Genomic DNA, 19,113 nt, shown 5'->3' with positions numbered 1-19,113 from the left:
AAGGATTTATTAACCTTGATTGGCTTTTGTCCTTCAAGGTTTTTTTATCGGAAAAAATGAGTGCGATGGATCGAGGGATATCAGTGGTAGGCATCTTGGTGGTGGATATGCCAAAGCAGCTGGAAAAGGTCGAAAGGCTACATTAAATCTCTTCTCCAACAGCAAAAACGCGACGAATGCACCGAAGTTCTTTTCCATCCGTTTTATATGCACTTTCAGCTCCATCAACTACCTTTATGATACCTTGGTCGTTCGTACTAATTTTTACATATGGACTTCCTCCGTGTCTCCCACCTCCAGGTGATACTTGAACTTGAGTAATATTCCTATCTCCGCCAGTATTATTTATCTTGATAATTTTTGCTCCTGAACTTGATTTATTGGAGTCTTTTACAGTAACTTCGTATCCTTCATTTTTTAGTATTTGAGTGATTTCCCTTTGAATGCAGTAGGATTTGATTTAATTGCATCAACAGTGGCTCTACCGTTATTAAGAACAGCATTACCCGTACCCTTAGGAATATCACCCTTAGCCATCAACAATAATCTTCACAGGAGGTAATTAACTATGGTGTTATTGAATGCTCCCATTGTTCCGGGAGGAAATGGGTGGAATAAAACTTTACAGTCATATCAGCGAATTTTATGAGATTATTAATAATCTCCATGATGATGCTGCTCTATTAGGGAAATTTCTAGTGAGATATGAAATTAAAGATGAAGTTTACTTGTGGTTTAATTTATTCAATGGGAAATTATTCAAAATCACTGCATTGAAGAACTATACTGGAAAGTTACTTGATGTAATTTATATTGGTATGCCTATTGATAGGGTTTTGGAAATAGAGCCAAGTTTTGAATATGATGATTTTGAAGAAGTATATTGTAGTTCTAAAGGGATTTATATTGAGACTGACCCTGTGGAAAATACTGTATTATGGATTTCGGTATACATTACGAGAATTAAAAGGGTTAATGAGTTTACTAGACTTTCAATTAGACACGATGCCAGGTATAGATCTCGTTACAGCTTGTGCTTTAGTTGCAGAAATAGGTGATGTACGCTGTTTTCCAAATGCCAACAAATTAGCACGATTTGCGGGGATTGCGCCGATTTACTTTGGCTCTTGTGGGAAAGGAAGGGAACATAAAAGTAAACAGGGAAATCGGGCGCTACACGCTTTATTTTACAACTTAGCCGTACAGCAAGTACAAGTGGCAAAAGGAAGTAGGCTGCCAAGGAATCCAGTATTCCATGCATACTATCAACGGAAACTAAAAGAAGGCAAAACAAAGGGACAAGCATTGGTTTGTATAATGAGACGGCTTGTAAACATTATCTACGGCATGATGAAGCACAAAACAGCCTATGAATTACCGATAATAAAGGAGGAAGAAGTAGTTTAATAAGGTTTAAGAGGGATTATTTTTTTTAGAGGATTTTAAGATTACAACATAGGGTACGGGTGAACTTAAGCATCCAGTTTTAGACAATCCACGAGGAGGTAGTGCATTTTAAAAGATGATTTTTACCATAGCTTTAATGATATAGTTGATAACTATGCAGTTGATGCTCAAAGATTTGATTTACCAAATAAAAAAGGACATATGGATTCGTTGTATCAGCTAGAAGGTTCAGTGGTTAAGTATGAAACGCAATATGTAAAGGTTAAGAATAACGCCCCTAAAATGTCACAGACGAAAAAAACAATAGACGGCGTGTTTGAATGGGTGGTCGATCCTACGACTAACACAGTAATCCATAGAACATTTATACCTGGTCAAAAAGTTACAGGAAAAATAAATCAGTGGAGGAAATAAAGCAATTGTATAAAATGGAAATAATCAAGAAAAATGGATTTAATTGTAATTGGACTACATTATTTATTGGTAGACAGTTTAAATTAATTTCTTCCTTAGAAGTAAAAAATTACGCTGCTGAATATCTAGAGAATAATCCTAATGTTAATAATGAGTTTATATTTGAATTGGCGTGGGAACAAGTAGAAGATAAAGTAGATGATTTACTTGAAAGAATAATCTCTGACAGTTCTCCGGAAGGCATGACTAAAGAGTATCATAAGTGGTTATATAGCATTATTAAAGAGGTATATAATAACTCTTCTGCTGAAAATATCTTTCGAGAAATTGAAAATATTTTTTTTATGTTTAATACGCCTCAAAATATGTATGATTTTTTTAGAAAAGTATCGGATACATTTTATTATCCTTCTGATTCAAAACATACAATTAAAGAACTTATTGAGGAGTTTTTGAATGCTGAGAAGCAACTGATTTTAAAATAAATAGAGAGTTTGAAAAGAACGATGGACTAATAAATCCATCGTTTTTTTTATAAAGGCGGAAGTTTTTAAGATTACATCATAGGGTACGGGTAAACCTGAAGATTCTTACTCTAGTTTTAAGATTTAATGTCATTAGAAGAAACTACACGATACGATAAAAATCGGTATTATTTGGGTGTAGAAAAAGCGACAAAGGCAAGAGATACAAAATTGGTGCATGGAGTAATACTAAAAAGAATGATATCACCACTGTAGTAGGAGGGGTTGACCTCAATACAGGGAAAGTTGCAGTGGGTACAAAAAGTAGTAAGCAATATGCTGGAAAACCTATTTGTGCTGAAGATTTAGTTGTTGAGCAGTTAGGAGGGAACCATCAAAATATTATTATGACAGATGCAATTAGACCGAGAAAGGGAAACAGTATTCCAGTATGTAAAAGATGTCAAACCAAATTTTCGGAAAAACAATTTGTTGAGGGGACGGAGTTTGATTAATGAATATTGAAGAGTTATATAAAGAGTCAGAATGTTGCATGGAATTCAGTAACGAGGAAATTTTAGATTATTTTGTAAAACCACTAAAGGATAAACCGAATATATTGATTAAGATTTTATCGGAAGATAAGGAAATTTCAGAATCCGAAAACAAAAAAATTGAGATAGTTTGTCTGGATGGAGATAAAGAAGAACTATATATTAGTTTTATGGGTTGCCAAACTTCAATATTTATTAAAAATGAAGAAATAATGTTCATTGATGAAAAAGCAAAAAGTAATTATACAATAAGTGATACAAAATATAATGTTGTGTATGAAGGTATTCTTAGGACATTGACACATAAAGAAATACTTATGTTGTTTGTTGATTTTATAAATTGCTTTATAGGTGTAAATGATATTTGTATTTATGAAGAAGTAATAGACAGTAGTCATACTTATCAAAAGTGCAACTATCGGATTCAGATTAAAAAGGAATCAGCTGAAAAGAAAACAATAAGATTCGAAAATATTTACCTAGACCTCGAATAATAATTGTTGAAAATAGGTGAAATTTTTCTTCTTCAGCTTTGGTTTTGGATTAAATAGAGTATTCTTATCGAGCTACCTAGTACGCATGGCAAGAGGTCATTAGAAAGGTGTCACCGTCTTTTATTTTTAAATGTAAGATTACTATTTAGTACTAGGTGGTAAATAGGAGTATTAATCTTAATGAACGTTTACAGCAAAATAGCTGAATCATAGAGAGCAAATTAAGAAGTTGTATTCAAGCAATACGGAATTTTTTCGACAAAAACAGTCCATAAAACCATGGAATTTGGTTAATACGGGCTGTTTTTTAGTACCAAAGGACTATTTATAACCAAACAGTGGAAGAAAGTTGCCACCTTGCCTTTCCGACACATCAGAAGGAAGAAGCGGTGTTCGCAGTGTACGAAAGGGCGGCGACTCTAACCCAAAAACAGCCGATCCCAAAACGTCCTACTGGGGCACACCAAAAGGCAAGGACATCAAGCTAGACCCGCAATCGGTGACGCTTACCGCAAAGGAAGGCGCCGTTTTCCTAAAGCTAAATCAGGGCAGCGGAGTAGAAGTACATAGTAAGCAATCACTTACACTAAAAGCCAATGATATCACCTTTGCAGGTAAAAGCATTTCGATGAGTGCAACAGAATCTATGCAAATAACCTGTGGTACTAGTAGTCTTGTCTTGGATGGCAACACCGATATGCAAGGACAGGTTGTGAGAATGGAAGGTTCCAGCAAAGCACCTGTGTCTGTATCCAATAAATTGGGAGACGGAGCTGACCTTGGTTCTGCATTAGACGTCATGGGCATGATCCCTGTTGGTGGGGGTGGTGCTTAATGAAAGGCTTTTTTAAAGCAGTTGGCAATTTCCTTGGTAGTATCCCTGTCGTTAGGACAGTTATTAAAATAGGTAAGAATGCGTGGAAGGGAATCAAAAAATTAGGGAAAAAACTAAGGAAATTTATAAAAAAGTTTAGGAAAAAATTGGGTAAGATTTATACAAAGGCACGAAAAAAAGTAAGAAGGCTCAAAAGGTGGATCATCCGACGGGGGAAGCGTATTTATAAGGCGGGAACGCTCTGGTTAAAAAACACTGTCCAGAAGGGAGCACGGTGGGTACAACAGAAGTCAAAACAAGTGTACGAGAAGACAAAACAGGTGTACCAGCAGTCAAAGCAAAAAGTAGAAGAACAAGTAAATAAGACAGTTGATGTATTGAAGCAAGAAATGAAAGTAGAGTCTGAAAAATGGAAGAAAGAGTTTGAAATATGGAAAAAAGAGATTGAGTTATTAAAAAAAGATTTTAAGTTACTAAAGGACGATACTGTATTATGGCTAAGTAATGATGGAAGATCTTTCAAGGAGAAATGGGAAGAATCAAAAGGAAATTTAAAAGAATCTAATGAAAATCTCGAAAAATCCAATGAAAATCTCACAGGGGGTACAGAGCAATCAAAATTTCCTACCAAACAAATTGATCCTAAAAAAGATCAACAAATTATTGATAAAGTAGCGGAAGCTAGAGGACAATTAGGAAGAAGATATAAGGAAAAAGGTAATTTTGCTTATGCAGAAGTGAATATATCAGGAGTTAGTAAGAAAGATTTTTATGCCCATAGCAGAATTCAAGATCACGAGAAAAATATACCTGGAGCTGAAGAGTTTTCATTTAAACCAGATAATCCAACATTTAAAGCAACTGTTGCTCCTGATAAAGCAGGAGAATCTTTTTTGAGAGACGTAGATACAGAGTATAAAATTTTAAATGATTTAGCAGAGAGATTAGGAACTAATTATGAAGCAAAAGGTACGATCAAACTATTTACTGAAAAAGTTGTATGTGATAGTTGTGATCAAGTAATCCAACAATTTAATGAAAAATACCCTAATATTAAAATTGAAGTAATTCATAATGGTGATAATCCGATTTCACCAAAAAGTAAATAAGGAGGTCTTTTAATGGTTTTTAGTTATGATGAATATGAAGAGGATATTTACGAAGATTATAATGAATTAATAGAGGAAGAAAAAATTAGTAAGAGAGAAGCGTTAGCTAGGAATTTTTATGACTATGATATGTTGGCTAAAAAAAGTGAAACAGATAAAGCAATGATTTTTGTGATATTTTCAGAAATAGCAGTCTCCCATGTTAAAATTCTACATTCTTTCAAGGATTATTTGGAAAAAAATCTAACTGAATTGGATTTTAAAATAATTCAACAAGAAAATAAATTAACACCACAACAATATAGTGATTTAGCTTCGCGAAAGGAACGTGTTTTACAGAAATTAAAAAACATGTCTCTAGATTATTTTCCTAGAGCTTGTTGGTATTACGATGAATTGGTAGAAGAGGTCCAAAAATTTATTAACAATTTTAAGTTAGAAAATGAAAATACTGATTCAATAGTTACTACTGTGTTGCCACGATTTGGCCGAGATTGTGAAAATACAAAAAGTGAAAAATTCATTGTCTATACAACACTTGCTGAAAATTTGTACAACCAAGGATTAACTGTAGTGGATGGTATTGAAGATGTTAAACATGTGTTGCAATCGTTCAGTTTCAAAGATGTATCTGATGAGCAATTGACTGAAGAGGAACAAGAAAAGTTAGCTGATCGAATTAAAAGTGTTTTATCTAATTTAAAATGAAATTATTGTTGTTTAATCGCTAAAAGACAATAAGTTAAAAACTATTTTCTAATAAGACTAATAATTTCTTAATATCTTAAGCCTATAAACCATACATAACAGTGGTTAAATGGGCTTTTTTTATTATTAAAATCATGATTCTGTGGAAGTAAAGTGTACCCTTTGTAAAGGACATATCGGTTTTTACAGCCCGCCAGAAGAAGGCGATAGCGTTCAACTTTCCTTCCCGACACACCGGGAGGAAGCTGCCGTTGTTCGCCACAGTGTACGAAAGGGCGGCGACTCCAATCCAAAAACAGCCGATCCCAAAACGTCCTACTGGGGTACGCCAAAAGGCAAGGACATCAAGCAAGACCCACAAGCTATCACATTTACTGCACAAGAAGGCGCGGATTTCCTAAAGTTGGATCAGGGAAGCGGAGTAGAAGTACATAGTAAGCATCCGCTTACACTAACAGCCAATGATACGATCACCTTTGCAGGTAAAAGCATCTCCATGAGCGCAACAGAATCCATGCGCTTGACATGTGGCTCCAGCAGTCTCGTTTTTGATGGAATCACCGATATTCAGGGACAGGTTGTGACAATGGAAGGCTCGAACAAAGCACCTGTAACCGTGTCTAATACATCGGGAGAAGGCGCTGATCTTGAATCCGCACTAGACGTCATGGGCATGATCCCTATTGGTGGGGGTGATGCTTAATGGCGAAGAAGGGTAAAGGATTCTTCGGAGCACTAGGTAGTGCTTTAGGCAGTATCCCTGTTGTAGGGAAAGTTAAAAAAGCGGCTAAAAAGAAAATTAAAAAGGCCAAAAAGAAATTAAAGAAAGCTTTAAAAAAAGCGAAGAAAAAGCTCAAGAAAAAGTTAGGCAAGGTCTTGACAAAAGCCAGGAAGCTAAAAAATAATTTATCCAAGAGCAAACTGGTTAAGAGGTTTAAAAAGGCTGTAAAAAAAGCAGTTAAAAAGGCCAAGAAATATGTAAAAAAAGTTGTAAAGACAGTTAAAAAGGCAGCGAAAACAGCTGTTAAGGCAGTTAAAAAGGCAGCGAAAACAACTGCTAATGTGGCTAAAAGCGCAGCAAAAACAACTGCTAATGTGGCTAAAAGCGCAGCAAAAACAACTGCTAATGTAGCTAAAAACGCAGCAAATACAACTGCTAATGTAGCTAAAAACGCAGCAAATACAACTGTTAATGTGGCTAAAAGTGCGACAAAGAAAGCAGCAGTAGGTGTTAAATCGGTAAGCATCAGCCAAGCAATATCAACCGCAGCTGATTTCATTCCAGGCGTTGGCAATGCAAAAGCTGCTTTTGAAACGGCCTTTGGATTTGATCCGTTTACACTGGATAAATTGAGTGCGATGGATCGAGGGATATCAGCGGCAGGCATCTTGGGTGGTGGATATGCCAAAGCAGCTGGAAAAGGTGGGAAGGCTACATTAAATCTCTTCTCCAACAGCAAGAATGCGACGAATGTAACCGAATCAGCTGCTAAATCATCGAAAAATGCGGCATCAGCTAAGGGTGATATTCCTAAGGGTACGGGTAACCTTAGTGAAACTATAAAACAAGGTCAAAAAATGCCAAAACATAGTGAAGTGAAGAATAAGAATAACTTGCCTGGAAAAGGAGGAGAGCCTAATTCTTCAGCTGATCTGTTAAATCCAGATGGAACTGTTAAACAAAGAAGGTATTACGACGAACAAGGAAGAGCAAAGGAAGATATAGATTTCAATCATTCTGATGATGGAACCCATACATTTCCTCATAGACACAAATGGGATTGGTCTAAAAAACCGCCTAGACAAAAACCGGAATAAAAGGAGGATTACTTATGATTAAAATTCATGATAGTAAAATTTTAAATTATCAAATAGACTTTGAGTATTCAAAAATTGAAATGAAAATGGAAAACGAACAAGAAAAACAAGTGAAAATTTTATTTGAAGATTTTTTTGCCTTTCATTTTGAAAACCAGTTACCTGGCAGCATACTTATTGATATAGTTGAAGGAGAGATTGATTCGTTTGCTTTGGAAAACAAAGAATTGTTAGATAAGGAAAAGGATTATCTTTGGCCAATGGATTATGAATATGTTGAAGATTTGATTAATTATATCAAGGAAAATAGTTATCATTACTATAAAATTTTTGCTTCATACGGATTAAATGGATGGATTCTTTCTAAGAGTGTGCTCTTTGAAGAATAAAATGGATAAAGAAGATCAAATGCATTCTGTTATAATACTTAATTGCTGAAAATAATAACGATAAATAGGCGAGATGACATTTTACTTAAAAGGATTACTTATGGATGTCATAAGCAACAAACACACGAGATTAAACAAGCTAAAGGGTTTAAACGTTACACTTGCCATGTGGTAAAAAAGATCATACTGTCGATACTAAAATAACTTACAAAACGTTCAAATATTAATAATCTTAGAAAATATGTGAACATAAAGCGCTTGATTGCCATAAAAGGCACAAGTGCTTTTTCGTATTTTCATATACATAGATTGAGAAGATTAAAGTGGAGATAGAGGTTTCGATTTATAATTCTTATACCCCAATGATTAAAGTTCCACTTTATCTTTTCCTCACACAGTATATCTAACTACTAAATTTCAAATTTTTCCGCGCCTTCAGGATTATTTTTTTGTCTATTCCAAATAATAGAACTTATGGATGTTGACTTTTTATCTATGGTTTATTAGCATATTTAATGATGAAAATAACCAGTTACTGGTTATTTTGTCATAAATGTATTTTATTATGGAATATTACTGAAATAAATTAAATTAATAACAATAACTATTGATTTATTACTGATAAATAATCGGTGCTATTTAATAAGAAAACAAAAGAATACAAGGTTATGAGATAGAACGAATAGTAGATAAAACAAAGGAGCGAAAACAATGAATTTCATGGATGAAGAAGTTATTGAGATGACGAAACAGGCAAGACAGAAGAAACGAATGGAGAACATCGAAAACCAATTATTACATACTGATATCGTGAAAGCGATTAAAGATGGTCAGCTCATGATTGAAGATGAAACGATTGCGTTTACAGAAATGAGTTTTTATGAGGATCAAATCCGGATGTGTATGCCTGCAACATTTGATGTGATGGAGCCTGAATTAATGGATATTAAATATCCGTCCAGTCGTAGACCCGATTATATTTATACAAGCGAAAGTACGTCCATCAATGTCACACTGAAAATCATGGAACAACAGGTAAAAGAAGAGGAATTAGAAGACTTCACAGAGGCCATGAGGAACATCCTTCAAAAAACGCAGCCAACTACAAAAATGTTGGATACCGGCATGAATGAAGTTAACGGTTTACAAATTGGTTGCTTTGATTTTATTTCGCCAGCACTAGATAACAAGATTTATAATTTAATGTTTTTGTTTATAGTAGGCGAGAATGTGACGATGGGCTCGGTTAATTGTTTGAAAAAAGAGATGGATATTTGGAAGCCCATTGCTTACGGCATGATGGAATCTATCGTTGTTGAAAACAAATTATTAGATGGGGAAGGTGTTGTCGAATGAGTAAGGAAACGGCCTTGACGTATAAAGATATCATCGTGATGCCCTATAATATTCGCGTCGATCAAATCGAAATTACGCAACAAATGAATGAGCATGCTACATTGCATTTAACGGGTGTGATTCCAGATGAACTACAAGATTCCTATGTCTATATGACGGATGCAGAAACGGCTATTGAAGTAGTGCAAATCGGTAGTGGTGGACAAACTATTCCTATTTTTAATGGGTTGGCGCTAGATGTACAAGTGAAATCGGTTTTGGGTACCTATTATTTGGAGGTTAAAGCAGTTTCGCATACGTATTTGTTAGATGTGAAGAAGATAAACCAAACCTATCAAAATGCGAGTATGCCCTATAGTGAATTAATAAATGCATGTATTGCCGATCAAAAAGGTGCAGATTTCATGGATTATGCCTCAAAGGGCGCTACTATTGGTCACTTTACGATGCAATATATAGAGACGGATTGGGAGTTTCTTAAACGAATGGCATCGCGATTTCATACAGGCCTAGTGCCGGATACGGTTCACCCAGCCGCCAAGTTTTACTTCGGTGTACCGTTTCAAGCTGGGGGCACGCAGAAAATGGAGGCCATCAATTATCGAGTTAAAAAGGCGATTGGCAATTTCCTTGTGTCCAGTAAAAATCATCTTGACGGTATTACTGATAGTGACTATATGTACTATGAAGTAGAATCGTTCCAACCATTCAAAATAGGCAATGAAGTTACATTCCAATCAAAAAAATTATATGTCTATAAAATCTTCTCAACTTTAAAAGATGGCTTGTTCAAGCATATCTACACGTTAACACCTCAGAACGGCTTCAGTGTCCATACTACTTATAATCAAGCTATTATTGGTGCCTCCATTCAAGGGAAAGTAATTGATGTTGCGGGGGACAAAATTCGTATTCATGTCGATTTCGACGAGGGTCAAGAAAAAGATACAGCTTATTGGTTTCCGTATTCTACGATCTATGCATCAGAAGATAATACAGGATGGTACTTCATGCCGGAGCTATCTGATAATGTGAGAATCTATTTCCCAGGCAATCGTGAGGATGAAGGGATTGCGATTAGTTCCGTATCAAAAGCACCACCACAATCTGGTTCGATGCTAGCAGCGACGAATCCGCCTAGTCCAGGAGGCGGTGGAAGTGCCAGTGCTAGCGGTGGAGGTGGCGGCGGATCAAGACCTGCACCACCTGAGGATAGTCGCCAAGACCCAGCACGGATGGCGGATCCAGATGTCAAAACACTCAGAACAAAGCACGGTAAACAAATTCTACTTGCACCCGATCGGATTGTTATATCTGGTGGAGGATTAATGATTTCGCTTATGGATGATAATGGGATTTCTATCATAAGTGATAAAAATATTACCTTACAAGCAACAGATAAAGTCGCCATCAATGCGAAGCAAATTATGATTAATGCGAGCGAGAAAATAGAGATGACTTGTAAAGACAGTTCAATCAAGATGGAAGACAAAATGGAGATTAAAGGAACAGAAGTACGAGCAAATTAGTGAGGATGTGGACGCATGAAACGAGAAGAAGCATTACAGCATTTTATGGATGAATGCGTGTCGGTTCATGTTAGCCGATTACAAGAGAAGGTTGATCGACAGTTTCGCCAAGAGAAGGAAGTCTTATTAAAACCAATCATTCACTCGCTTGAACAGCTGTTTGCAAATATTAGAGATCAGCAGGGACAAGGGAGGTTAGCGCCAGTAGCCTTTATTCATTTTTCATTGCTGCGAACATCATTACTAGATAACAAGTGTACGTATTTGCTAGAAGCCTACGGAGAAAAATGGTACTACGACTGGGGAGAATGCACGGCACAGTATGAAGCGGATTGGCTTAGTGAGGCGATTATAGATTTACACAAAACGCTTGAAATAGAAAGAAAGCCGTATCTCTCCATCCAAGCAGCTGACGTTCGAGGAATCATTCAACAGACTGTGATCCTGTTTCATCAGTATATCATTCAATTGGTACGCTATCTTTTCCGCTATCAACAAGAAAGTGTACCTGAAATAGACTTTCAACGAGCTGCGTGCTTGCGCTTTCGTGTCGGTGAATATAAAGGATTTAGTGAAGATGTTGCGATGCTTGACGAACGGGAACATGTGGAACAAAATCTTCTGTCGTGGTTAGGGAAAAAAGAGATGGATAAATCATATACGTTTGAAAATTTCTCAAGCCTACAGTTACAGCAAAAACTTTTCGACCAAATGGACTTTTCTTATGCGAATTTCAATGGCAGTGACTTAGAAGGGGCTTCATTGAAACAAAGTGTTTGCGTCGGTACTAGTTTTGTAGATTGTAGCTTAGCGAATGTTGATTTTTCCTATGCAGCCATTCAAGATGCTGATTTTCGAAATGCCAATTTAGCAGGCGCTAATTTTACACATGCACAGGGAAAAACATTAATGCTTCCTGATGACGAAGTTGCGTGTTACCTAGGCACTGATTTCAGTCATGCGAATTTGGAAAATGCAAAATTTGAGTTTGCGCAGATTGCAGGCGCTAATTTTATAGGTGCAAATTTAAAAGGAGCTACCTTTTTTAAACGCGATCAAGAGAAATGTCTATTTAGTCCAGACCAGATAAAAGACATTCATTGGATTCATTAACTTTGAAATCAATAGAAATGATGGTTACAGGAGGAAAAGATGGAGTATTTTATTGTTCGGCAAGATCAAAGTATTACAAATCCAATTATTCCTTTCAAGACAGACCTCGATGATAACTTTGTCTGTTCATCTGTATTCGGGGAAGTAATAGAAAAAGAGAATGCGGTATATCTGGATTATTTAGAGAAGCCTCGAAGAATCGTGTCTGATGATTTTAAAGGGTTATTGGTGAAATATGAGGATAACTTAGAATTTACAGCTATAGTCTTTACGGATGTGAAGAAAGGAACACAGCGCGTGCATTGGCTTATGGACATTGCGAAGAAGAACTGTATTTCCGATGAGACGATTTATTATCCAGACGGACAAATAAAGGAGCTCGTGATTGACCCTAAAAAGGTGGAACTGGATTGTATTTTTCAAGTCGACGGCAAAAAAGAATCGTTCACCATCGTCAATTTAGATGTGGCAGAAAGTATGCTACGACGACCATATCTCGGGATTCAGTTGCAGCGAGTAAAACTACAAAGACGATAGATCAGTCTAATAAATCATGGCTCATTATCAAAAGTTGTGGATGACATTTGTTAATGCCATTTATATAAGTTGATTGGAGTGGAGATTGGGCGACTCCTTGGGGATTAGCAATAGGGGAACGAAGACTAAAACCATCACATCCTGTGATAACGCCTTCGTGACCAACATCGTGTTGGCCCGAGACCCTGCAGCGAAGCGAAGCGGCTCATCGGACGCCCCCAGGAAAGCGCCCAATCGGAACGGAGATCAACCACACGCTATGATGATAAGCTAAATCATTCCAAAATACTGTCGTAGTTTGAAACAGTGTTCAATCGATATGAAAGGAAGGATAGTTAATGGCTCAAGTTGTAGAAAGTTTGGAAACAGAAGGTTCGGAACAGGAGCAATTTAGTTATGTGGTACATGGAGCAATCATTTCTTGCGAGCATGGTAGCCATCTTAATTATTTAAATTTGCCGCAAGACCATGGCGTTTATATTAAAGAGAAAGCCGTCATGAATGTAGGGGATCGAAACCCTGACAACATCCCAACCTTTGGTGTTTGTTTACAGTTGCAAAAGCCATGTACACCAACATGTTCCATTGACTGGATGGAAGGAATGGAAAATGTCAATATCGAGGGGAAGCAAGCATTATTAAGCCGCTGCCATACCCAATGCTCGGCAGGTGGAGGTAAAATCGAAATTATTCATGACGGTCAAGAGGAAGTAGAAATACCGAAACAAGGTTTTTAAAAGACGAGGTTGATTGAAAGGAGGTAAGTAATGAAATCGCTAGAAGAAAAGGAAGTACACATGGTTAGTACGTATGAGGATCTTGTGCTCGAATGGCCATATCCACTTATTCATTTAGAAAAGCTAACTATTAAACATAAGGGCAATGACCATGCGAGATTGCACTTTACGGGAATGATCGCTGAAGAGCAAGCGCAAAAGTATATTCAGCGCGTCAATCATACAGATGAAGTTATTGTGAAATTTGGACGAGACAGTGCCATATTGTTCTCAGGAAGAATTGAAAATGCGGAGTTGCAGGCATTACAAGGGGTGCACTATGTCTCCGTTGAGGCTGTATCATTTACAGCGAATATGGATATTGCAAAGCGCTCACGTTCTTTTCAAGATGCGAACATGACGTACGTGCAGTTAATAAAAAACATCGTGAGCGCCTATCCTAATGGGGATTACATCGACCAAGCTTCTAACGGTCAAGCCATTGGTAGTATTGCGATTCAATACTTAGAAACAGATTGGGAATTCATTAAAAGAATGGCCTCCCGTTTGCACGCCGTTGTTTTTCCGGATTTAAAAGGAAAGGGTGCTCGATTTTGGTTTGGTACACCTCAAAGCAGAAAAAGCGTAACGATCGACCATCTGCCTTCTATAGTACGAATGGACGTCGATGCGTATCGGTTGATTACTGAAAACGATGGTACGGATGTGAGTGAAGCCGATTATACTTTTTGTGAGTTTGAAAGCACAGAGGCCCATGAGCTAGGCACGTTGGTGCAATTCAAGGGAAGTTCCTATATCGTAACGGCTAGGGAGACCCATCTTGATGATGGCGTGTTGAAGTTTCAATATACTGCTCAACCAGAGAAAAGTATTCGTCAGCGATTAGCACGCAATTTAGACCTCATTGGTGCAGCATTTACAGGGAAAATCATTGATGTTACCCAAAACACCGTTAAAATTCATTTAGATATAGATAAAAGCCAGGATCAAGGAAAAGCACATTGGTTTGCTTATTCAGCAGATGCCAATGGTGTTATGTATTTAATGCCTCAAACAGGTGCACGTGCCCAATTGCATTTTCCAAGTGCAGTTGAAGAAGAAGCCATCGTTATCAGCTCGGTACGTGTCAATCCAGCCACACCAGAGGGCGGGCAAAAGCAGACGAAGAAAATGGCGGACACTACCGTTAAATCATTTGCGACCAATGTAGGCAAAGATGTGACATTAGGTGTTGGAGATATTACCTTTAGTGCAGTAGATGGTGTCTTGGACTTAAAGATGGATGATGGAGATGGCGTAACATTTCAAAGTAACAGTACCATCATGCTTGCGGCCGATGAAACACTCGAAATTAGTGGAATGAAAGAGCTAGCCGTAGAAGCGGAAGAATGGATTGCGATATCAGCGAAGGAACAAAGTCATGTGATTATGGCCGCTGACACACAATTAATTAGTACGCTCATTGATCAAGAAGGTATAGAGAAGCAAAGCCAGCCACCGAAATTAAATGAAGAAGCAATCGAAGCTACGACGAAAGTTGACTTAATTTTCCCGCAAAAGGCAGAAGAGAAGAAGGAGAAGAAGGGCTGGTTTAGTAGTTTAGTAGATGGCGTAAGTGCAGCATTGGATATCGCTGGGTTTATTCCTGTCATTGGTACATTTGCAGATATTGCGAATGCAGGTATTAGCTTGGCAAGAGGAGACTACATGGGGGCAGCCATGAACATTGTAGGTGCAGTCCCAGTAGTTGGTGATGCAGCAAAGACAGCTTACAAGGTCAATAAAGCGTCAAAACTTGTAAAAACTGCTGATAAGGTAATGGATGCATCAAAAGCAATAGCAAAAGGGATGAAGGCAGCTTATCCGAAAGTATCTAAAACGTTAGATGCAGTAAAGGGACTAGCGGAACTAGCCAACAAAGGATCTAAGGCCGTGAAGACGGCAGCAGATAAAGTTGTCTCGTCGATGGATGAATTGCTCGGTGTGTCGAAGGTATTAGACGGTATGAAGGATATGGCCAAGGACGCGCTAAAGAAATTTAATCGTAAAGGATCAAAGAAGCAAAAGTGTACAGATGGGCCAAGTAAAAAACATACCCAACCATGTGGAGATCCTGTTGACGCAATTACCGGGCGTATGATTTATGAAGGTATCGACTTTGAACTACCTGGACCTATCCCTCTTTCATGGGAACGCGCTTGGTACAGTGATAGTAGTCGGATTGGATTGTCAGGTCATGGTATGCACTTTACATATGATCTAGCCTTAGAGATATTTGAAGAAGAAGACTTGATTGGGATTGTTGTGACGGATGGTCGTGCAATAGGATTTCCAATTTTACCAATAAATTTGCCTTATTTTAACAAACGAGAAAGAATGACTTTAACAAATACAGGTGAGGAGTATCATCTATTTGAGCATGATACACGATTGATTTATGTATTTGAACAAATAACAGAAACAACATACCGATTAAAAGAAGTAAGAAATGAGCAAGAGCATCATATTCAATTTGCGTATAACCTTAAAGGCTTCCTATCTCAAGTAACCGACAGTGTTGGAAGAGTGCTCGACGTTACGACCAATGAGGCAGGTAGAATGACAGAAGTCGCCTTACGTAACCAGATGAGTCGTGAAGTCTTAGTTCGCTATGATTACAATGATGGACAAGATTTAATTGGAATCCAAGATGCGTTAGGGCAAAGTACGCATATTAAATATGTTAATCATTTAATGATGCAAAAAATTGACCGTAATAAAAATAGCTTCTTCTGGCGCTATGATGGGCCAACTACAGGTGCACGAGTAATCAATACATGGGGAGATGGCAATGTCCTTGCTTATGAGCTTTCGTATCACGAGGGTTATAACGAAATTACGAATAGCTTAGGCCATAAGAGTTATTATTATTATAACGAAGATAACCTGTGTACGAAAATTGTTCATCCAGATGGTAGTGAAGTCAGCTATGAATATAATGAGGACTTCGAATTACTCCAAACAGTAGATGAAGATGGACGTGTAACGACATATAGCTATGATGAATGGGCAAATCCGGTAACGATTACTCTTGCAGATGGCAGTACCTTATCCTCTCAGTATGATGAGAAGGATAGGTTAATTCAGGTAGTTAACGCAGAGGGTGGAAGTCGTCAGTGGATTTATAATGAAGATGGGACATTACAGGCTAATGTTTTAGAAGATGACACAAAGACTGAATTTTCCTATAATGAGCAATTTTTAATTGAAACTGTGACAAATGCGCAAGGCCATGTGGTAAGCTTAGCTTATGATGCTGATTTGAACTTAAGTCAAGTAACATTGCCAGACGGGACAAGTTCAACCTGGTCGTATGACAGTCGTGGTAACTGCACAACAACGACCAATCCGCTAGGGGCTACAGAGAAGTTCCGTTATGATAACTTGAATCGCCTTATACGGGCAAATCTATCAGACGGTAACGATGTTCAATTAAAGTACAATGCCTATGATGATGTCGTTTTTGCGAAAGATAACCATACGCAAGCAACTTTTGATTACACCATTCTTGGTAGCTTGGTGTCTCGAGAACAAGGTGGAAAGATAGTTAAATTCACCTATGATACTGAAGAGCAGTTAACCACTGTCATCAATGAAAGAGGCGAAGCGTATCAGTTAGAACGTGATACGAAAGGGAATATCATTAAGGAAGTCGGCTTTGATGAGCTTACAAGAACGTATGAGCGAAGTCTGGCAGGATTGGTTCAGAGAATTCAACGTCCTGGTGATCGTTGGACAGCGTACCAGCATGATGGTCTAGGAAATGTCATTCGTGCTGATTATTATGATGACACTTGGGAAACGTTTGGTTATGACAAAAATGGTTCGTTAATTGAGACTGAAAATGAGCATGTGGCCGTAAAGCTAGAACGAGACACATCTGGCCAAATAATCAAGGAATGGCAGAATGACCATTGGGTTGCGAGTAACTATGATGAATTAGGCAATCGTTCACAGATTACGAGTAGCTTAGGTGCAAAAATTGATGTAGCTCGTAATGAAATGGGGAGTGTGTCGCAAATCACAGCTTCTCGCTCAGAGCAAAAAAGTTGGACAGCAGCAATGCAGTACAATGAACTCGGTCAAGAGATTGAGCGGATCCTACCAGGTGATGTCATCAGTAAATGGCAGTATGACGTAACAGGAAGACCCACGCACCATCGAATAAGTAGTCAAAACCGCGATACACGAAGACGAGTATATAATTGGGACGTCAACCATCGATTACGGAGCATGGTCAACGAGTTAACAGGTGTAAAAGTTACCTATGGTTACGATGAATTCAGTAACCTCGTCTGGTCCAATCAAGGCGGTCAATTTGACTTCTTACACCGCAGTGTTGATGATGTCGGGAACTTGTATGAAACAAAAGAAAAGACAGATCGTGTCTATGGCGCCGGAAGCAGATTGCTTGAAACGAAAGAGGTGACCTTCTCTTATGATGATGACGGTAATCTAATTCAGAAGGTTGAGAAGAACGGTGATACGTGGGAATACGAATATAATGGCAATGGCATGATGGCGAAGGTCATCAAACCAGACAAAACAGAAGTTACTTTCAAATATGACTCAATAGGTAGACGAATTGAGAAGAGTTCAAACGAAAAAACAATTCATTTCATATGGGATGGAAATACTATCTTACATGAGTATTACTCGCAGCATAATTCAGATATATTTGAAAATCTAGATGAGTATTCTTCACAAAATAAGTCTCAAATACCAGATAATCTAGTGACATGGGTGTTTAATGATGGATTCATACCTTCAGCTAAAATCACGAGTGAAGGTAACTACAGTATTATTAGTGACTATCTAGGAACGCCTGTAGAAGCCTATGATGATGATGGTAAAAAGGTTTGGTCAGCTGAGCTTGATATTTATGGACGAGTAGTGGAGTTTACTGGTGAGCAGGATTTCATTCTGTTTAGGTATCAAGGGCAATATGAAGATGTTGAAACAGGATTGTATTACAATCGATTCCGTTATTACTCACCAAGCGAGGGGATGTATACACAACCTGATCCAATTGGGCTTGAAGGTGGAAATCCTACTTTGTATGGGTATGTAAGTAACCCTATTATGCAAATAGATCCACTAGGGCTAATGGCATTTTGGAAAGAGCTAAAACATAACGGAATGGGACATCATACGGTTCCGAGATCCCATGCAAATCAACATGGTTTTCCAAATCTAGGTACAAAAAAAGATTCGCCTTCATGGTTTCCTTACAAAATCGAAGGCTCGGATGAGTTACACAAACAATTCCATGATGCATTAAAAGACCAAGGAATTCCATTTAATAGACCTTTTAATGGTTCTTCTGCTGACTTAATTTACAAAACAAATGAAGCATACAAGGGTTTTTCACAAAAGGGGTTTGTAATGATTTCTAGGACTGGTGAAATAATTGCAGAAAATGTTACAGTTCGTGAAGGGTTCCATGAATCTATGAAATGGGATATAAAGAAAAATAGTGGGGGTTGTAAAAAATGATGATAAAAAAATTAAAATTGATGTTATATGCTCCTGGGTTAGTAATATTTGATCCCCTAACTTTAAATAACTTTTTAGAGAAAAATAATATTTCGAGGAATGATTTGCTGGATT

At 37.6% G+C, this 19,113-nt stretch carries 17 protein-coding genes and 1 pseudogene; all 18 read left to right on the top strand.

Annotated features, from left to right (window positions below; translation table 11 throughout):
* The first annotated feature begins 605 nt into the window (after positions 1–605).
* The 18 genes and pseudogenes from ACFCYJ_RS18770 (at position 606) to ACFCYJ_RS18685 (ending at position 18,999) form a co-directional block, all read left to right on the top strand.
* A complete protein-coding gene (locus tag ACFCYJ_RS18770) occupies positions 606–1,058 on the top strand; it encodes a hypothetical protein (RefSeq protein WP_376075859.1) in 453 nt (150 codons plus the stop codon).
* Positions 985–1,407, top strand: a pseudogene (locus tag ACFCYJ_RS18765) (transposase); the annotation flags it as partial. The gene ACFCYJ_RS18770 and the pseudogene ACFCYJ_RS18765, both read left to right, overlap by 74 nt.
* Positions 1,408–1,608: 201 nt before the next feature.
* Complete coding sequence (locus tag ACFCYJ_RS18760) at positions 1,609–1,821, top strand: hypothetical protein (RefSeq protein WP_376075779.1); 213 nt, start codon at positions 1,609–1,611, stop codon at positions 1,819–1,821.
* Positions 1,822–1,835: 14 nt separating this feature from the next.
* Positions 1,836–2,306 (top strand): DUF2247 family protein, encoded by a 471-nt coding sequence (locus ACFCYJ_RS18755; RefSeq protein WP_376075777.1) that lies wholly within the window; start codon positions 1,836–1,838, stop codon positions 2,304–2,306.
* A 290-nt stretch (positions 2,307–2,596) separates the two neighbouring features.
* Positions 2,597–2,800 carry a hypothetical protein gene (locus tag ACFCYJ_RS18750; protein WP_376075775.1) on the top strand — a complete coding sequence of 68 codons (204 nt, stop codon included), beginning with the start codon at positions 2,597–2,599 and terminating at the stop codon, positions 2,798–2,800.
* Positions 2,800–3,333 carry a hypothetical protein gene (locus tag ACFCYJ_RS18745; RefSeq protein WP_376075774.1) on the top strand — a complete coding sequence of 178 codons (534 nt, stop codon included), beginning with the start codon at positions 2,800–2,802 and terminating at the stop codon, positions 3,331–3,333. The genes ACFCYJ_RS18750 and ACFCYJ_RS18745 overlap by 1 nt, the downstream gene beginning before the upstream one ends.
* 499 nt (positions 3,334–3,832) lie before the next feature.
* Positions 3,833–4,168, top strand: a complete 336-nt coding sequence (locus ACFCYJ_RS18740; protein ID WP_376075772.1) for a hypothetical protein — start codon at positions 3,833–3,835, stop codon at positions 4,166–4,168.
* Entirely contained in the window at positions 4,168–5,277 is a 1,110-nt protein-coding gene (locus tag ACFCYJ_RS18735) for a deaminase domain-containing protein (protein ID WP_376075770.1), read from the top strand. Before ACFCYJ_RS18740 ends, ACFCYJ_RS18735 begins: the two co-directional genes overlap by 1 nt.
* A gap of 12 nt (positions 5,278–5,289) precedes the next feature.
* Entirely contained in the window at positions 5,290–5,985 is a 696-nt protein-coding gene (locus tag ACFCYJ_RS18730) for an Imm3 family immunity protein (protein WP_376075769.1), read from the top strand.
* 142 nt (positions 5,986–6,127) lie between these two features.
* Complete coding sequence (locus ACFCYJ_RS18725; RefSeq protein WP_376075768.1) at positions 6,128–6,688, top strand: hypothetical protein; 561 nt, start codon at positions 6,128–6,130, stop codon at positions 6,686–6,688.
* On the top strand, positions 6,688–7,803 hold the full coding sequence (locus ACFCYJ_RS18720) for a pre-toxin TG domain-containing protein (RefSeq protein WP_376075766.1): 1,116 nt from the start codon (positions 6,688–6,690) through the stop codon (positions 7,801–7,803). Before ACFCYJ_RS18725 ends, ACFCYJ_RS18720 begins: the two co-directional genes overlap by 1 nt.
* Positions 7,804–7,817: 14 nt before the next feature.
* Positions 7,818–8,192, top strand: a complete 375-nt coding sequence (locus ACFCYJ_RS18715) for a hypothetical protein (RefSeq protein WP_376075764.1) — start codon at positions 7,818–7,820, stop codon at positions 8,190–8,192.
* A gap of 711 nt (positions 8,193–8,903) precedes the next feature.
* Positions 8,904–9,548, top strand: coding sequence for a hypothetical protein (locus tag ACFCYJ_RS18710; protein WP_376075763.1), 645 nt, complete (start codon positions 8,904–8,906; stop codon positions 9,546–9,548).
* Positions 9,545–11,077 (top strand): phage baseplate assembly protein V, encoded by a 1,533-nt coding sequence (locus tag ACFCYJ_RS18705; RefSeq protein ID WP_376075761.1) that lies wholly within the window; start codon positions 9,545–9,547, stop codon positions 11,075–11,077. Before ACFCYJ_RS18710 ends, ACFCYJ_RS18705 begins: the two co-directional genes overlap by 4 nt.
* 15 nt (positions 11,078–11,092) lie before the next feature.
* Entirely contained in the window at positions 11,093–12,190 is a 1,098-nt protein-coding gene (locus tag ACFCYJ_RS18700) for a pentapeptide repeat-containing protein (protein ID WP_376075760.1), read from the top strand.
* A 39-nt stretch (positions 12,191–12,229) separates the two neighbouring features.
* Positions 12,230–12,727 (top strand): hypothetical protein, encoded by a 498-nt coding sequence (locus tag ACFCYJ_RS18695; protein ID WP_376075758.1) that lies wholly within the window; start codon positions 12,230–12,232, stop codon positions 12,725–12,727.
* Between the two features lie 338 nt (positions 12,728–13,065).
* Positions 13,066–13,464, top strand: coding sequence for a DUF4280 domain-containing protein (locus ACFCYJ_RS18690; RefSeq protein ID WP_053596527.1), 399 nt, complete (start codon positions 13,066–13,068; stop codon positions 13,462–13,464).
* Positions 13,465–13,494: 30 nt separating this feature from the next.
* On the top strand, positions 13,495–18,999 hold the full coding sequence (locus tag ACFCYJ_RS18685) for an RHS repeat-associated core domain-containing protein (protein ID WP_376075757.1): 5,505 nt from the start codon (positions 13,495–13,497) through the stop codon (positions 18,997–18,999).
* Positions 19,000–19,113: the final 114 nt, after the last annotated feature.

Source organism: Lysinibacillus sp. NPDC056232 (genome assembly GCF_042267565.1).
Lineage (GTDB): Bacteria > Bacillota > Bacilli > Bacillales_A > Planococcaceae > Lysinibacillus.
The sequence above is the reverse complement of the archived record's forward strand: the minus strand, read 5'-3'. Positions and strand labels throughout refer to the sequence as shown.

Excerpts from the sequence above, each read along its gene's own strand:
- ACFCYJ_RS18760 (WP_376075779.1), top strand. The coding sequence starts at position 1,609 with ATGGATTCGTTGTATCAGCTAGAAGGTTCAGTGGTTAAGTATGAAACG.
- ACFCYJ_RS18715 (WP_376075764.1), top strand. The coding sequence starts at position 7,818 with ATGATTAAAATTCATGATAGTAAAATTTTAAATTATCAAATAGACTTT.
- ACFCYJ_RS18705 (WP_376075761.1), top strand. The coding sequence starts at position 9,545 with ATGAGTAAGGAAACGGCCTTGACGTATAAAGATATCATCGTGATGCCC.
- ACFCYJ_RS18700 (WP_376075760.1), top strand. The coding sequence starts at position 11,093 with ATGAAACGAGAAGAAGCATTACAGCATTTTATGGATGAATGCGTGTCG.
- ACFCYJ_RS18755 (WP_376075777.1), top strand. The coding sequence starts at position 1,836 with ATGGAAATAATCAAGAAAAATGGATTTAATTGTAATTGGACTACATTA.
- ACFCYJ_RS18770 (WP_376075859.1), top strand. The coding sequence starts at position 606 with ATGGGTGGAATAAAACTTTACAGTCATATCAGCGAATTTTATGAGATT.
- ACFCYJ_RS18745 (WP_376075774.1), top strand. The coding sequence starts at position 2,800 with ATGAATATTGAAGAGTTATATAAAGAGTCAGAATGTTGCATGGAATTC.
- ACFCYJ_RS18710 (WP_376075763.1), top strand. The coding sequence starts at position 8,904 with ATGAATTTCATGGATGAAGAAGTTATTGAGATGACGAAACAGGCAAGA.
- ACFCYJ_RS18730 (WP_376075769.1), top strand. The coding sequence starts at position 5,290 with ATGGTTTTTAGTTATGATGAATATGAAGAGGATATTTACGAAGATTAT.
- ACFCYJ_RS18720 (WP_376075766.1), top strand. The coding sequence starts at position 6,688 with ATGGCGAAGAAGGGTAAAGGATTCTTCGGAGCACTAGGTAGTGCTTTA.
- ACFCYJ_RS18735 (WP_376075770.1), top strand. The coding sequence starts at position 4,168 with ATGAAAGGCTTTTTTAAAGCAGTTGGCAATTTCCTTGGTAGTATCCCT.
- ACFCYJ_RS18685 (WP_376075757.1), top strand. The coding sequence starts at position 13,495 with ATGAAATCGCTAGAAGAAAAGGAAGTACACATGGTTAGTACGTATGAG.
- ACFCYJ_RS18695 (WP_376075758.1), top strand. The coding sequence starts at position 12,230 with ATGGAGTATTTTATTGTTCGGCAAGATCAAAGTATTACAAATCCAATT.
- ACFCYJ_RS18690 (WP_053596527.1), top strand. The coding sequence starts at position 13,066 with ATGGCTCAAGTTGTAGAAAGTTTGGAAACAGAAGGTTCGGAACAGGAG.